The organism is Mesorhizobium sp. WSM1343 (assembly GCF_055901535.1).
The window spans coordinates 1,734,812-1,750,000 of the sequence record NZ_CM148370.1 but is presented as its reverse complement, the minus strand read 5'-3'; the positions used below and the strand labels follow the sequence as shown (position 1 = coordinate 1,750,000).

The following is a 15,189-nucleotide window of genomic DNA, read 5'->3' as shown; positions in this document are numbered from 1 at the left end:
TACACAGGGGAAGACGCCACCGGAATGGCCGAAGCCATCGCCAAGTTGCTCAATGCGACGGCGCTCAAGGCTGGAACCGTGCTGCGCGTCGGCCTCGAGGTTCACGGCGATGCCGCCAAGGTCGTGCGCACCAGCGTCTACGACCGGACCCAGCACATCGTCACCATCGCGCTCAACGATCGCGGCCAGTATGTGCCGGCGCAGGAACCGGATCCGAACCCCGAATTGCTGACGGCCTTCGATGATTCGTCGGCGCCGGTGGTGGTGCGCGGCAACCTGCCCAACGTCTATGACGGCATCTACCGCGCCGCCTACTCCTACGGCATGTCCAAGGCGATGACGCAGCGGTTGATCAAGCTGCTGGCGTCCGACGTCGACTTCCAGTCTCGCCTCAGCCCCGCCGACCGCATCGAAGTCCTGTTCTCGCAGCCCGACGGCGACGATCAGACCTCGGACAGCTCCGAGCTTCTCTACGTCTCGGCGACGTTCGGCGGCCAGACCCGCAACTTCTACCGCTTCCAGATGCAGGACGGCGGCACCGACTATTTCGATGAGGACGGTTCGAGTGCCGAGCAGTTCCTGTTGCGCAATCCCCTGCCCGCCGGGAAATTCCGCTCCGGGTTCGGCGCCCGCAGGCATCCGATCCTCGGCTATGTCCGCATGCACACCGGCGTCGACTGGGCAGCCCCCATCGGCACGCCGATCATCGCCGCCGGCAACGGCACGGTCGAGAAGGTCGGCTGGGCCGGCGGTTACGGCAAGCAGATCATCATCCGCCACGCCAATGGCTACGAAACCTCATACAATCACCAGAGCGCCTTTGCCAAAGGCATCGAACCGGGCGTGCACGTCCGCCAGGGCCAGACCATCGGCTTCCTCGGCCAGACCGGCCTCGCCACCGGCCCGCATCTTCACTACGAGCTGATCGTCAACGGCACCAAGGTCGATCCGATGCGTGTCCGCCTGCCGGTCGGCAAGGTGCTGAAGGGCGATGACCTCGTCGCCTTCAAGCGCGAACGCGAACGCATCGACGAACTGTTGAAGCAGGAAGACAGCGATTCGCTGAAGGTTGCGAGCGCCAAGATCGACGGTTGATCGGCTTCAGCCTGGCGTATCTTCGGCCCGTCGCGGCCATGGCAATCGATCACCGGGAATGGTCGTCCAGGCGATGACAGCCGCAAGCAGGCAAAGCAGCGCGGTCACCGAAGAAACCGCGGCAAACGCGGCGTCGCTGGCGGCGAGCCTTGTCGCATCGATGGCCGGGGCAAGCCCGGCTGGCGCCGGTTCACCAAATCCCGGGATGCCGGACGTTGCGCTCGCGTCCAGTGCATTCGCGTAGACCCACGCGGCAAGCGAGCCCATCGCCGCCACCGCGATCAGACCGCCGATGCGTGAGACGGCATTGTTGATGCCGGAGGCCGCCCCCGTGTCCTTGTCCTCCACCGCCGTCATGATCGCGGTCGACAAGGGCGACACGACCAGAGCCATGCCGAGCCCCATCAGCCCCATCAGCGGAAATGTTCCCGTCCAGAAATTGTGGATGCCGGCGTAGGTGAGCAAGGCCAGCCCGGCAAACGCAAAAGCCACGACCAGGCTGCCGCAGGCGATCGGAAAACGCGGTCCGATCCGGTCCGACAGCTTGCCGACAGGTCCCGACAAAAGCGCGATCGATGCCGACAAGGGCAGGAAGATGAAGCCGACCTCGGCCGTGCTCAGCCCCCAGCCGGCGATCAGCAGCATTGGCAGATAGAAAAGGTTGGCCGACAGCGCAAAATAGAGGAAGAACGTCGCCACATTGGCGCCGGCGAAAGCACCGACGCGAAACAGGCTGAGGTCGATCATCGGCTCGCCCTGCCGAAGCTCGAAGACGATGAAGACAGCCAGCAATACGACGCCGGCGGCAATGCTCGGCCCTGCCATGAGGCCCTCGCCGCTGGCGCTCATCGAGGTCAGCCCATAGGCAAGCGCACCGAAAGCCAATGTCGCGAGCGCTGCACCGCCGAGATCCAGGCTGCGTTTCTCCGTCGGCGCATCGGCCGGAACCTTGGCCAGCAGAAGCCAGATCGAAATCAAGCCCAGCGGCAGGTTGATGGCGAAGATCGCCCGCCAGATGCCGTCACCGAAGGCCGACAGCACGAAGCCGCCGAACACCGGGCCAAGTGCCGTGGTCAGCGCCGAAGCCGCCGCCCAGATGCCGATCGCGCGGCCGCGTTCTTTCTTCGGGTAGGCCTTGGCGATGATGGCGAGGCTGCCAGGCACCATGATTGCCGCACCGATGCCCTGCAACGCGCGAAATGCGATCAGCACAATTGCATTCGGCGCCAGCGCACAGGCAAGCGAAGCGAGGATGAACAGCGCAATGCCGGCCACGAAGGCGCGGCGCAGACCGAATCGGTCGCCGGCAGCGCCCCCGGCCAGGATCAGCGCCGAGAGCGTCAAGGCATAGGCATTGGAAATCCACTGCGCCTCGGCAAGGCTTGCGCCGAGATTGACGCGGATCGCTGGTGTAGCGATGGCCAGGATGGAGCCGTCTATGAAGCCAAGCGCCGAGGCCAGAATTGCCGCGACCAGCACAAATCGTCGCCGCGACTGCGGACAAAACGTTCCATTCGTGACCGGATTGGTCAGCGGGACGGCGGCGGCTTCACTTGGTGAATGCATGAAACCTTGCTTAAACCCCTGGCGCACCGGCAACAACCAGCCAGTGGCTTGCTGTCGCTGAAACCAGCCGTTTGGCCAGGGTCGCACCCTGTCAGATGCAAATGGCGGCAACCATGCTAGGTTTCCGGAAGGTGCCGATGGGGAAACATCGATGAAGCGGCCACTTGAAGCATCGGCTGAGGGACGCGGCCGTATCGTCGGGATCACCGATGGCGTATTCGCCATCGCGCTCACCCTGATCGTTCTCGAAATCAGGGTGCCGGCGCACGAGGCGATCCATTCCGAACGCGAGCTGCTCGCTGCGATCGCCGCCCTGGCGCCGCGTTTCCTGACCTACGCCTTGAGCTTCCTGACGCTGACCATCTTCTGGTTTGGCCAGCAGGCGCAGCATGGTCTGATCGCCAAATCCGATCGACGGCTTGCCACGCTGAACCTTTGCTTTCTCGCCTTCATCGCCTTGCTGCCCTTCTCGACCGATCTTCTGGCCGACTTCCTCGAGTTCAGAACCGCGGTGCTGGTCTACTGGCTCAATCTGCTGGCGCTCGGCGTCACGCTGTTCGCGAGCTGGCGTTATGCGGAGAAAAGCGGCTTCGTAGCAGAGGATGTCGATGCGGAAACCAAACGCACGGTCTATCTGCGCATCATCAAGGCACAGATCCTGTGGGCGGTCGGCGCCGCACTCTCGCTTGTCAGTCCCTTGCTCGGCGTCGGCTTCATCCTGGTCGTGCAGTTGGTCTATGCCGCCGCGCTTCGCGGTTCACTGCTGCGCAAGGTTATCGGCTGAGGGCCCGCCGACAAACTCCACCGTCACGCCCGGCGAAACCAATTTGGCCAGCTCCCGCGCATCCCAGTTGGTCAGGCGTACGCAGCCATGGCTCTCGGTCTTGCCGATCTTCGACGGATCGGGCGTGCCGTGGATGCCGTAGGTCGGCTTATCCAGGGCGATCCAGACCGAACCGACGGGACCGTTCGGGCCCGGCGGAATGGTCAGGACCTTGTCGTTTTGACCCTGCTTGAAATTGATGCTGGGATTGTAGGTGTAGTTCGGATCGAGCGCCACGCGCGACACCGTGTGTATGCCGGACGGTGACGGCGTATCCGACGAGCCGATGGTTGCGGGATAGGCCGCGACCAGTTTGCCGCCGGCGTCATAGGCGAAAACCTCTTTCTTGTCCTTGTCGGCGACGATACGCGCCACCGGCGTCGAAACCAGCCTGCCGAAATTGGCGACCTTGATGATCGTGCCGGGACGATTGAAATCGACCTCCGGGTTGAGCGCCTTGAGATAATTCTCGTCCATGTGAAAGCGCTCCGCGAGCGCCTCGGTCACCGACGTATAACCCATGCGGTCGAGTTGCGCCTTCTGGCTGTAGTCTTCCGGGATCGACGCGACATAGGGACCGGCCGCGTCCTCCGCTGTGATCGTGTAGTTGGCGAAGGCATCGCCGCCGGATTGCGCAAGTGCCGCCTGGATGGCGACCGCGTCGGTCGATCGCAGATTGGCGCCGGTGATCTGGTTGTAGGCGGCGAGCGCCTTGTCGACATTCGAACCGAAACGCCCGTCGATGACGCCAGGCGAAGCGCCACCCCGGTCGAGCAGCACCTGAAGGGCGGCGACATCCTGGCGCGCTCCCAGCGAAAGTGCCGGGGCAACGGTGGTCTTGTCGCCGGCCTTTGGCGGCAGAGCCGCCTGATCGGCGGGTGTCGTCGGCTGGGCAGGGTCTATCGCGGCCTCGTTCAGCGGCTGGCGCTTGATTGTACCCGGCTTAGCCGGCTGCGGCGCGTCGGGATAATTGTCGTCGTAATTGCCATCGTCCTGCGGCGCCGGCGGGTAGGCTTCGGCGGAATTGTCCCCATAGGGATCGTACTCATCCGCCGGCGGCGGGATAACGCGGCCTTCCTCTTCCAACTGCTTGCGCCGGAACCGCGCCATGTCTTCCGGATCGTCGAGATAGTAGCGGTCGTCGCCTTCGGGGGCGCGGCCCAGTTCGCGCAGTCGTGTCTCGCGGCGCAAGGCGCGGCGGTCGAGCCGGGTCTGCGGCGGCTGGATGGCGATGACCTTGCCGGTATCGGCATCGACGATCACGCGGTTGCCCCTGGCGTCGTAGTAGATGTCGAGATTACCGTCCTGGGCGACAAGGATGCCCCCGGTATCGGCAGCGCGGACAACCCTTGGCGCATTGTCCGTCGTCGGCGCGGCGAACGCCCCGGAAGACACAAGCCCGGCGGCTAGCGCCGAGAGGGCAAAGATCGTGCGGAACATGGTGGCCAAATTCTCCGGTCCGTAAATTTGCCGCCGCCGGCATTGTCTTCTGGCGAACCCCTTCGCCAGCAAACCAGTTACACCATCCTATGGTTCCAACATGAACCGGGCATGAAGATGGCGGTTTTCCGGCGCCTCAAGGAATATAGGCTAGCTTTCGGCAAGTCCCAATTCCTTGCGCGCCTGCCTGGTAAGCTTCAGGGAGACAAGGCGATGGCTTTCGCGCAGATAGTCCTTCAGCGCGGCATCATCCATGCTCTGGCTTGTCCGACGCTGGATCCATGTCATGCCGCGCGAAGCAAGATACGGTGCGGGCCGTAGCCCCGGCTGTTCCTTGAGCACATCATAGGCGATATCGGAACATTTGAAGGTGACGAAGAGCTGCTGGCCATCGTCCCAGCCGCCGATCGCGAAGACCTTGGCCCCCACCTTCCAAACATGGGCGCCACCCCACTGGACGACATGGGTCGTCGAAGGCAGCGAGTCGCAGAAGCTGTTGTAGTCGTCCAGTGTCATCCCCGCCCCACGTTTTATATGAAAACGCCGCGCGTCCAGGAAGGACGCGCGGCGCAGGATCAGGCTGCCGCTTCCGCCGCGACGATCGTCGGTTTGGAGCGGAAATTCAGCCGGTCGGAACCGGCTGTCACCTTGACGGTCGAGCCGTCGAGGATGTCGCCGAGCAGGATCTTCTCCGCCAGTGGGTCCTGCAATTCCTTCTGCATCACCCGCTTCAGCGGCCGCGCGCCATAGGCCGGGTCGTAGCCCTTGGCCGCCAGCCAATCCACCGCCTCCTGGTCCAGCGATAGCGTGATCTTGCGGTCGACAAGCAGGCTCTCGAGCCGCTTGAGCTGGATCTCGACGATGCGGCCCATATCCTGCCGGCGCAGCCGGTGGAACAGGATCACCTCGTCGACGCGGTTGAGGAACTCCGGCCGGAACGATGCCCTGACGACGTTCATCACCTCGTCGCGCACCAGATCGACATCCTGGTCCTCGGTGAGGTTGACGAGATATTCGGCGCCGAGGTTCGACGTCATGATGATCAGCGTGTTGCGGAAGTCGACCGTGCGGCCCTGGCCGTCGGTCAGGCGGCCGTCGTCGAGCACCTGCAAAAGCACGTTGAACACATCCGGATGCGCCTTCTCGATCTCGTCGAACAGCACGACCTGATAGGGCCGGCGCCGCACCGCTTCGGTCAGCGCGCCGCCTTCCTCATAGCCGACATAGCCGGGAGGCGCGCCGATCAGCCGGGCGACCGAGTGCTTTTCCATGAACTCCGACATATCGATGCGCACCATGGCGCTCTCGTCGTCGAACAGGAAGCTCGCCAGCGCCTTGGTCAGCTCGGTCTTGCCGACACCCGTCGGTCCGAGGAACATGAACGAGCCGATCGGCCGGTTCGGATCCTGCAGGCCCGCGCGGGCGCGCCGCACCGCTTTCGACACAGCTTGCACCGCCTCGCCCTGGCCAACGACGCGCTTGCCGATCTCGTCTTCCATGCGCAGCAGCTTGTCGCGCTCGCCCTGCAGCATCTTGTCGACCGGAATGCCGGTCCAGCGCGAGACGATATGGGCGACGTGGTCGGGGGTAACCACCTCTTCGACCATGCCGGCTTTGCCGTCCTGGGCCTCGGCCTCCTTCAGCTTCTTTTCCAATTCCGGAATCTTGCCATAGGCAAGCTCGCCGGCGCGCTGGAATTCACCCTTGCGCTGGGCAATGGCAAGGTCGTTGCGCGCCTCGTCGAGCTGCTTCTTCAGGTCGGCGGCGAGCCCGAGCTTCTGCTTCTCGGCCTGCCACTTGGCGGTGATCTCGGTCGATTCCTCCTCAAGGCCGACGAGTTCCTTTTCCAGGCGGGCGAGCCGGTCCTTCGAAGCATCGTCCGTCTCGACCTTCAGCGCCTCGCGCTCGATCTTGAGCTGCATGATGCGGCGATCGATCTCGTCCAGCGCCTCAGGCTTGGAATCGACCTGCATGCGCAGCCGCGATGCGGCTTCGTCGACCAGGTCGATCGCCTTGTCCGGCAGGAAGCGATCGGCGATGTAGCGGTTGGACAGCGTCGCCGCCGCCACCAGCGCTGAATCCGAAATGCGCACCTTGTGGTGCTGCTCGTATTTCTCCTTCAGGCCGCGCAGGATCGAAACGGTATCTTCCACCGTCGGCTCGTCGACGAAAACCGGCTGGAAGCGCCGGGCAAGGGCTGCATCTTTCTCGACATGCTTGCGATACTCGTCGAGCGTGGTGGCGCCGACGCAGTGCAGTTCGCCGCGCGCCAGCGCCGGCTTCAACAGGTTGGACGCATCCATGGCGCCGTCCGCCTTGCCGGCGCCGACCAGCGTGTGCATCTCGTCGATGAACAGGATGATGTTGCCGCTGGCCGAGGTGACTTCGGAGAGCACGGCCTTCAGCCGCTCCTCGAACTCGCCGCGATATTTGGCGCCGGCAATCAGCGCGCCCATGTCGAGCGCCATCAGCTGCTTGTCCTTCAGCGATTCCGGTACGTCGCCATTGACGATGCGCAGTGCCAGGCCTTCGGCGATCGCCGTCTTGCCGACGCCGGGTTCGCCGATCAGCACCGGATTGTTCTTGGTGCGGCGCGACAGCACCTGGATGGTGCGGCGGATCTCGTCGTCACGGCCGATCACGGGGTCCAGCTTGCCGGCACGGGCATCCGCAGTCAGGTCGCGCGCGTATTTCTTCAGCGCGTCGTAGCCCTGTTCGGCACTCGCCGAATCGGCGGTGCGGCCCTTGCGGACATCGTTGATGACCTGGTTGAGCGCCTGCGCGGTGACGCCGGCCTTGGCCAGTATGTCGGCGGTCTTGGCCGACTTTTCCATGGCGAGCGCCTGCAAGAGCCGCTCGACCGTGACAAAACTGTCGCCGGCTTTCTTGGCCAGTTCCTCGGCGGTCGAAAACACTTTCGCCAGCGGCTGGGCCAGATAGAGCTGGCCATTGCCGCCCTCGACCTTGGGCATCGCTTCGAGCGCCGTCTCGACGCCAAGCTTGACGTCGCGGACGTTGCCGCCGGCGCGTTCGATCAGCGACGCGGCCAAGCCCTCGTCGTCGTCGACGAGCACTTTCAGGATATGTTCAGGGGTGAATTGCTGGTGGTTGCGGGAAAGCGCCATGGTCTGCGCGGACTGGATAAAGCCGCGCACGCGCTCTGAGTATTTCTCAAGGTTCATATCTGTCTCCTTCCATCACCGGCCCGCTTTGCGGCACCGGATCCGATTGCGGTGACGGACCCGCTCATTCGAGCCGGGTCCAGTTGAGGCTGATATGGTGCACCGGCCCTGAACCCTCAAGACGTCCCGATATCGGCAACCACATAATATTGCACGGCCGCCCAAACGAAAACGGCGGAGATTTCTCTCCGCCGTTCAATGCCTTGAAGTGCCGTTGGGTCAGTTGTCGATATCGACATTGACCGGTTGGGCGTTGCCGCTGTCGGCCGGGGCCGCAGCCACCTCGCCGGCGTCGGTCCCGGAATTGGCATTGTCACTACCGCCATCAACCTGATCGGCGTTGACGCGCGGACGACGCGGACGACGCGGACGACGGGCAGCACCGCTTTCGCCGGCCGCCTCGTTGAGTTCGGCCTGGGCGGCAAGACCTGCCGGGGAAAGGTTCTCGAACGACGGAGCCGGTTCGGCCGGCGCCACAGATTCGGCCGGCGAAACGGCTTCGCCCTGGACCGGGGTCTCGTTGCCCTGGGGCTGACCACCTTGCTCGGCGGACGATGAAAAGTCGCGCTGGCCGTTCTGGCCATAGCCGCCATTGGGGCGGCGATCACGATGGCGCCCGCCATTGTTGTCGCGGCCGCCATTGTTGCGCCCGCCATTGTTATCGCGGGCCTCGCGGCCACCTTCCCGGTTCAGCGCGACCTCGGCCGGCGTACCTTCGATAACCGGCTGCGGGCCGGCGCCATGGTTGACCACCGGGATCTGGACGTCGGAAGCAGCGTTGCTGTTGTTGCCGCTATTGTCGAAATCGTCGCGGTCCTCATCGCCGTCATCGTCGAAATCATCGCGATTCTGCTGCGTGTTCTGGATTGGCATCTGCGCCTGTGCGGCCGCGATGATGCGATTGTAATGCTCGGCGTGCTGGAGATAGTTCTCCGCCATGACCCGGTCGCCGGAGCTGTGTGAATCACGGGCAAGGGTGGCGTATTTTTCGGCGATCTGCTGAGCCGAACCGCGGATCTTCACGTCCGGGCCATTGCTCTCGTAGTTGCGCGTCAGGGGATTAGGCCCCTTGCGGTTGTTGTTGTTATTGTTGTTATTGTTACCACCGCCGCCGCCATTGTTGTTGCGACCGCGCATGCGCCTGTTCTGCTGTTGTGGCCTCATCAAACTCTCTTCATTTTGAAATTTTCGAAAAACTCTTCACGAACGGAGGCGCTCATGCAGCCAGCCGTTTCGTCTCTTCACCGGCGTTCGCCCGCATCGATTGCGTTGGCGCCACGTGTCATCCTGTTCCGGTTACATCACTTGCCGGACGATTCCCGCACGAAGCTTGGGCATCGTTTGCGCAAGAAGGCAGCTATTTCCAAGGAAAACCGAATCGCTAAGAGCACTGCCTGCTTCGTCTCATCCGGTTAAGGCGACCCTAGCCGCATTCCCCGGCATTGCCAAGCGCTTTTTTGCACTGCGTCAAGGCTTTATCCTTTCAAAGACAATAACCCTGTCGTTTCCACCGAGGTCACGGAAAACACTGCCCGGCACGTAGCCGGCTGCAGTGAATATCTCGCAGACCTCGTTGCGTTGCGTATGGCCGATCTCGACCGCAATTCTGCCTTCAATTTCCAAAAACCTTGCCGCTTCCGCAGCGATGGTTCTGTAGGGGTTCAGACCGTCCGCGCCGCCATCCAGGGCTAGGCGCGGGTCGAAATTGCGGACTTCGTCCTGCAGATTTCCAATGTCTTCGGAGGATATATAGGGAGGGTTTGCGACAATTACATGGTACCGGCCGGAAACTTTTTCGAACCAGTCCGACTGCAGCGCCGTGAACCGGCCCGCAAGGCCCAGTTGCCCGGCATTGCGGGCCGCCGTCGCCAGCGCACCCGCGGACAGATCGACGCCGGTGGCATTAGCCGTCGGCACGACGCTGAGCAGCGCCAGCGCAATGGCGCCGGTGCCGGTGCCAAGATCGAGGATGCGACACTCGCCTTCCTGCGTCGCAACCGCCTTGACGAAGGGCAATATCGCCTCGACCAGCGTTTCGGTATCCGGCCGCGGTTCCAGCGTTTCCGGCGACAGCGACAGGCGCAAACCGTAGAATTCACGATAGCCGAGGATGCGATGCACAGGTTCGCCGCCGGCGCGGCGTCTCAAGGCGGCATCGATTTCGGCAACAGCGCCGGCGCCGACCCTGCGTTCGGGGTCCGCAATGGCTTGCGTGCGCGTCGTGCCCGAAAAATGCTCGACGATCAGCCTCGCATCGAGCGCCGGGTCGTCGACGGTGCTGCCGAGCCGAGCCCGCGCTTCCCGCAGCAGCGGCCCGAGCGCGTTGGGCAGGTCAGTCATCGATGCCGATGTCGGCGAGCAGCTTGGACTGATGATCGGCGATCAGCGCGTTGATGATCTCGTCGAGTTCGCCCATCATCACCCGGTCGAGCTTGTAGAGCGTCAAATTGATGCGATGGTCGGTGACGCGCCCTTGCGGGAAATTATAGGTGCGAATGCGTTCCGAGCGGTCACCGGAGCCGACCTGTGACTTGCGCGATTCGGAGCGCTCTTCGTCGGCCTTGCCGCGTTCGAGATCATAGAGGCGGGCGCGCAGGATCTGCATCGCCTTGGCGCGGTTCTGGTGCTGCGATTTCTCAGCCTGCACGACCATGATGCCGGTCGGCAGATGGGTGATGCGGACGGCCGAATCGGTGGTGTTGACGTGCTGGCCGCCCGAACCCGAGGCGCGCATCGTGTCGATGCGGATGTCTTCGGCCCTGATGTCGATGTCGACCTCTTCGGCTTCGGGCAGCACCGCGACGGTTGCCGCCGACGTGTGGATGCGCCCGCTGGCCTCGGTCGCCGGCACGCGCTGTACGCGGTGCACGCCGGATTCGAATTTCAGATGCGCAAAGACGCCCTTGCCCGACACCGTGGCGATGATTTCCTTGTAGCCGCCGGCATCGCCATCGCTGGCCGAGGCGGTCTCGAAACGCCAGCCGCGTTCGGCGGCGTAGCGTTCGTACATGCGAAACAGGTCGCCGGCGAAGAGCGCGGCCTCATCGCCGCCGGTGCCGGCGCGGATTTCGAGAATGGCGTTCTTGTCGTCGGCGGCATCCCTGGGCAACAGCAGGATCTGAATGTCCTTCTGCAGCGCCTCGATGCGGTCCTCGACCCCTGGCAGCTCGGCCTCGGCCAGCGCCCGCATCTCGGCGTCGGTGCCCCTGTCGGCAAGCATGGCTTCGAGGTCGGCCTGTTCATGCTCGGCCGCGCGCAGCGCCCTGACCTTGGCCACCATGTCCTGGATTTCGGCATATTCGGACGCCATCCGCACATAGGCGTCCGGCGCCGGGCCGGCCGACATCTGCGCTTCGAGCATCTCGAAACGCTTGACGACTTGATCCATACGATCGCGGGGCAAATTGACCATGATGAGGCTGCTATAACGGGATCGAACGGTCGTCGGCAAAGGCCTGCAGCAGCGCCCGCATCGGCAGGCCCTGTGCCGGAGCCATCAGATTGTCGTCGAAAAACGCCTTCAATTCGTCCAGCGGCAGTTCCGTCAGCATCGCCTTGACCGGCCCGATCGAGGCCGGCGACATCGAGATTGAGCGGAAACCGAGTCCGATCAACGCCATCGCCGAGATCGGCTTGCCGGCGAGTTCGCCGCACAGCGTCACCGGCGTGTGATTGCGGACGCCGGCATCGGCGATCTGCTTGAGGACGCGCAAGAAGGGTGCCGACAGCGTGTCGAAGCGGTTGGCCAGTTGCGTGTTGCCGCGGTCGACGGCCATGACGAACTGGAACAAATCGTTCGAACCGACCGAGACGAAATCGACCGCTTTCATCAATTCATCGAGTTGGAACAGCAGCGACGGCACTTCAAGCATCGCCCCCAGCTTCAGGCTGGTCGGCAAATGATGGGCAAAGCGCGACAAATGCCGCACCTCGCGGTCGATGATCTCGCGCGCCTGGGTAATCTCGCCGAGCTCGGTCACCATCGGCAGCATCAGCTTCAATTCGCGGCCGCCGCTGGCCTTGAGCAAAGCGCGGATCTGGGTGCGCAGCAGGCCCGGCCGGTCGAGCGTCAGGCGGATCGCCCGCCAGCCAAGCGCCGGGTTCTCTTCCTGGATCGCGCCCTTGAAATAGGGCAGCACCTTGTCGCCGCCAATGTCGATGGTGCGGAAGGTGACGGGCTTGCCGCGCGCCGCTTCGAGCACGTCGCGGTAGAGCTTTTCCTGGGCCTCGGCCCGGGGAAAGGTGGAAGCGACCATGAATTGCAATTCGGTACGGAACAGACCGATGCCGGCCGCACCCGCTTCGGCAAGCTGCGGCAGGTCGACGGCAAGACCGGCATTCATCAGCAAATCGACCTGGACACCATCCCTGGTCGTCGACGGCTTCTTGCGCAGTTCGCGGTAGACCTCTTGCCGGCGCGCCCTGAAACGCACTTTTTCGGCATAAGCAGCTTCGAGATCGGGCTGCGGCCGCAAATGGATCACGCCCTCCTCGCCGTCGACGATGATGGCATCGCCGTTTTCCGCCATGGAAACAGCGCCCTTCATCTGGCCGGCGACGGGGATGCCCATGGCACGCGCGACGATGACGACGTGGCTGGTCGCTGCACCGTCCTCGAGCACCAGCCCGCGCATCTTGTCGCGGGGATAATCGAGCAGTTCGGCAGCCCCCATCGAACGGGCGACGATGATGGCGTCCTTAGGCAGCGATGCCGCGACGTCTTCCGGCCCGCGCCCCATCAGCTGGCGCAGCAGGCGGTTGGCGAGGTCGTCGAAATCGCTCATCCGCTCGCGCAGATAGGGATCGGTCATGTGCAGCATGCGGGCGCGCATGTCGCTCTGCACCTTTTCCACCGCCGCTTCGGCCGTCAGGCCGTTGCGGATCGCCTCTTCCAGCCGTCGCACCCAGCCGCGATCGTTGGCGAACATGCGATAGGCTTCCAGCACCTGGCGATGCTCGCCCTCGAAGGCGACGTCGCGGCGTTCCAGCATGTCGTCGATGGACAGCCTGAGCGAGCTGAGTGAGGTCTCCAACCGGCGAACCTCTTCCTCGCTGTCCTCGTTGAACAGATTGGTGACGACGATGCGCGGCTCGTGCAGCACGACATGGCCAAGCCCGACGCCTTCATTGAAGGACAGGCCGGTGAAGCTGACAGGACGGCGCAGATCGAGTTCGAGGCCGGGCCGGGTCAGCCGCGCCAGATCGCCGGTGGCGATCATCTCGGCGATCACCATCGCCGTGGTTTCCAGCGCCTCGACCTCGTCGTCGCGGTAGTGGCGCATGGTCTTGTTCTGCACCACCAGCACGCCCAGCGTGCGCCCTGCCCGCAACACCGGCACGCCCAGGAACGAGTTGTAGATCTCTTCCCCGGTCTCCGGCAGGTAGGCGAAGGCAGGGTGTTCCTGCGCATTGGACAGGTTGAGCGGCCGCGCGCTGGCGGCGATGGTGCCGACCAGGCCTTGGCCCAGCCGCAACTGCGCCAAATGGACGGCGTTCGGGTTCAGGCCTTCGGTGGCGTAGAGTTCGAGCACCGAATCGGCGCGCAGCACATAGAGCGAGCAGACTTCCGCGACCATGTTGGAGGCGATGTCGCGCACAATCCGGTCAAGCCGCTCCTGCGGCTCCAGCGGCTCCTGCATGAGCTCGCGGAGCCGTTTGAGCAAAACGCGCGGGCCACTGGCCTGATCACGCATCGCGGCTTGTTCTCCAATGGGCATTCTGCCCGCCGCAGTTTCCACCGCGACCGGCGCACACGCAACAACTCAAATCGTTCTCGCTACTGCTTATCCAGACCGTAGACGGAATGCAAAGTACGAACCGCAAGTTCCGTATACGGGCCGTCGATCAGGATCGAAATCTTGATCTCCGAGGTCGTGATGGCGCGGATGTTGATCGATTTGTCGGCCAGCGCCTTGAAAGCGGTGGCGGCGACGCCGGCATGGCTCCTCATGCCGATGCCGATGACCGAAACCTTCGACATGCCGGCTTCCGACTGCACGACATCGTAGCCGATCGAGGCCTTGAGGCGTTCAAGCACGGCCAGCGCCTTGTCGACATCGCCCGACGGCACGGTAAAGGTCATGTCGGTGAACTTGCCGTCCTCGGAAATGTTCTGGACGATCATGTCGACATTGATGTTGGCCTCGGCCAGCGGCCCGAAGATGCCGGCGGCAACGCCCGGCCGGTCGCCGACCCGGCGCAGTGAAATCTGCGCTTCGTCCTTGGCGTAGGCAATTCCGGTGACGACCTGCTGTTCCACGATCTCTTCCTCGTCGCAAATGAGCGTTCCGGGCGGATTGAGCAAATCCCCCATTCCGGGCGCATCGGGATCGTCGAAGGACGACCGCACGAAGGTACGCACCCTGTGCACCATGGCAAGCTCGACCGAACGCACCTGCAGAACCTTGGCGCCGAGCGAGGCCATTTCAAGCATTTCCTCGAACGAGATCTTGGCCAGCCGCCGCGCCTTGGGCTCGATGCGTGGATCGGTGGTGTAGACCCCGTCGACATCGGTGTAGATGTCACAGCGATCGGCTTTGACCGCCGCGGCGATGGCGACAGCACTGGTGTCGGAGCCGCCGCGGCCGAGCGTGGCAATACGATTGTCCGGGCCGATGCCCTGGAACCCGGCAATCACCGCCACCTGGCCCTCGCCGAAGCGCTTGATCAGGAACGCACCGTCAATATCGAGGATGCGCGCCGCCCCATGCGCATTATCGGTCTTGATCGGGATCTGCCAGCCCTGCCAGGAGCGGGCGTGCACGCCCATGTTCTGCAAAGTGATGGCCAGCAGGCCGGCCGTGACCTGCTCGCCGGAAGCGACGACCGCATCATATTCGCGTGCGTCATGCATCGGCGAGGCCTCGCGCGTCCAGCCGACCAGTTCGTTGGTCTTCCCGGCCATCGCCGAAACGACCACCGCCACCTCATGGCCGGCGTCGACCTCGCGTTTGACGTGACGCGCCACGTTGCGGATGCGGGCGATGTCGGCGACGGAGGTTCCGCCGAATTTCATCACGATGCGCGCCATGGGAGCGAAATGCCTTTGACTGAAGCCGGATCCCAGCCAAAAGCCGGAATCCC

General features: G+C 63.7%; 11 protein-coding genes (1 of these 11 running past the window's edge). 2 read left to right on the top strand and 9 right to left on the bottom strand.

Annotation, left to right across the window (positions count from 1 at the left end; translation table 11 throughout):
• A protein-coding gene (locus AC0NIL_RS08455) for a M23 family metallopeptidase (RefSeq protein ID WP_064993099.1) crosses the window boundary here: on the top strand, positions 1-1,095 show its 3' portion. 873 nt of this gene lie to the left of the window's left edge; the window shows 1,095 of its 1,968 coding nt (coding positions 874-1,968); its start codon lies off the left edge, out of view; the stop codon is at positions 1,093-1,095.
• Between the two features lie 6 nt (positions 1,096-1,101).
• On the opposite strand, the gene AC0NIL_RS08450 is transcribed toward AC0NIL_RS08455, so the two are convergent.
• A complete protein-coding gene (locus AC0NIL_RS08450) occupies positions 1,102-2,661 on the bottom strand; it encodes an MFS transporter (RefSeq protein WP_063173134.1) in 1,560 nt (519 codons plus the stop codon).
• Positions 2,662-2,812: 151 nt separating this feature from the next.
• Between AC0NIL_RS08450 and AC0NIL_RS08445 the strand changes: the two genes are divergently transcribed.
• Complete coding sequence (locus AC0NIL_RS08445) at positions 2,813-3,445, top strand: TMEM175 family protein (protein ID WP_063169065.1); 633 nt, start codon at positions 2,813-2,815, stop codon at positions 3,443-3,445.
• Here the strand turns inward: AC0NIL_RS08445 and AC0NIL_RS08440 are convergent.
• The 8 genes from AC0NIL_RS08440 to AC0NIL_RS08405 form a co-directional block, all read right to left on the bottom strand.
• On the bottom strand, positions 3,419-4,924 hold the full coding sequence (locus AC0NIL_RS08440; protein WP_013529466.1) for a L,D-transpeptidase family protein: 1,506 nt from the start codon (positions 4,922-4,924) through the stop codon (positions 3,419-3,421). The genes AC0NIL_RS08445 and AC0NIL_RS08440 overlap by 27 nt on opposite strands.
• A 150-nt stretch (positions 4,925-5,074) precedes the next feature.
• Positions 5,075-5,440 carry an MmcQ/YjbR family DNA-binding protein gene (locus AC0NIL_RS08435; protein ID WP_473572614.1) on the bottom strand — a complete coding sequence of 122 codons (366 nt, stop codon included), beginning with the start codon at positions 5,438-5,440 and terminating at the stop codon, positions 5,075-5,077.
• A 59-nt stretch (positions 5,441-5,499) separates the two neighbouring features.
• Positions 5,500-8,106 carry an ATP-dependent chaperone ClpB gene (gene clpB / locus AC0NIL_RS08430; protein WP_013529464.1) on the bottom strand — a complete coding sequence of 869 codons (2,607 nt, stop codon included), beginning with the start codon at positions 8,104-8,106 and terminating at the stop codon, positions 5,500-5,502.
• Positions 8,107-8,325: 219 nt separating this feature from the next.
• On the bottom strand, positions 8,326-9,270 hold the full coding sequence (locus AC0NIL_RS08425) for a DUF4167 domain-containing protein (protein ID WP_473572615.1): 945 nt from the start codon (positions 9,268-9,270) through the stop codon (positions 8,326-8,328).
• A gap of 303 nt (positions 9,271-9,573) precedes the next feature.
• Complete coding sequence (prmC, locus tag AC0NIL_RS08420) at positions 9,574-10,446, bottom strand: peptide chain release factor N(5)-glutamine methyltransferase (protein ID WP_027163520.1); 873 nt, start codon at positions 10,444-10,446, stop codon at positions 9,574-9,576.
• Positions 10,439-11,518 carry a peptide chain release factor 1 gene (gene prfA / locus AC0NIL_RS08415; protein WP_013529461.1) on the bottom strand — a complete coding sequence of 360 codons (1,080 nt, stop codon included), beginning with the start codon at positions 11,516-11,518 and terminating at the stop codon, positions 10,439-10,441. The genes prmC and prfA overlap by 8 nt, the downstream gene beginning before the upstream one ends.
• Before the next feature lie 10 nt (positions 11,519-11,528).
• Positions 11,529-13,799, bottom strand: a complete 2,271-nt coding sequence (gene ptsP / locus AC0NIL_RS08410; protein WP_063169068.1) for a phosphoenolpyruvate--protein phosphotransferase — start codon at positions 13,797-13,799, stop codon at positions 11,529-11,531.
• An 83-nt stretch (positions 13,800-13,882) separates the two neighbouring features.
• Positions 13,883-15,136: an aspartate kinase gene (locus AC0NIL_RS08405; RefSeq protein WP_013529459.1), complete on the bottom strand. Its 1,254-nt coding sequence runs from the start codon at positions 15,134-15,136 to the stop codon at positions 13,883-13,885.
• Positions 15,137-15,189 lie beyond the last annotated feature (53 nt).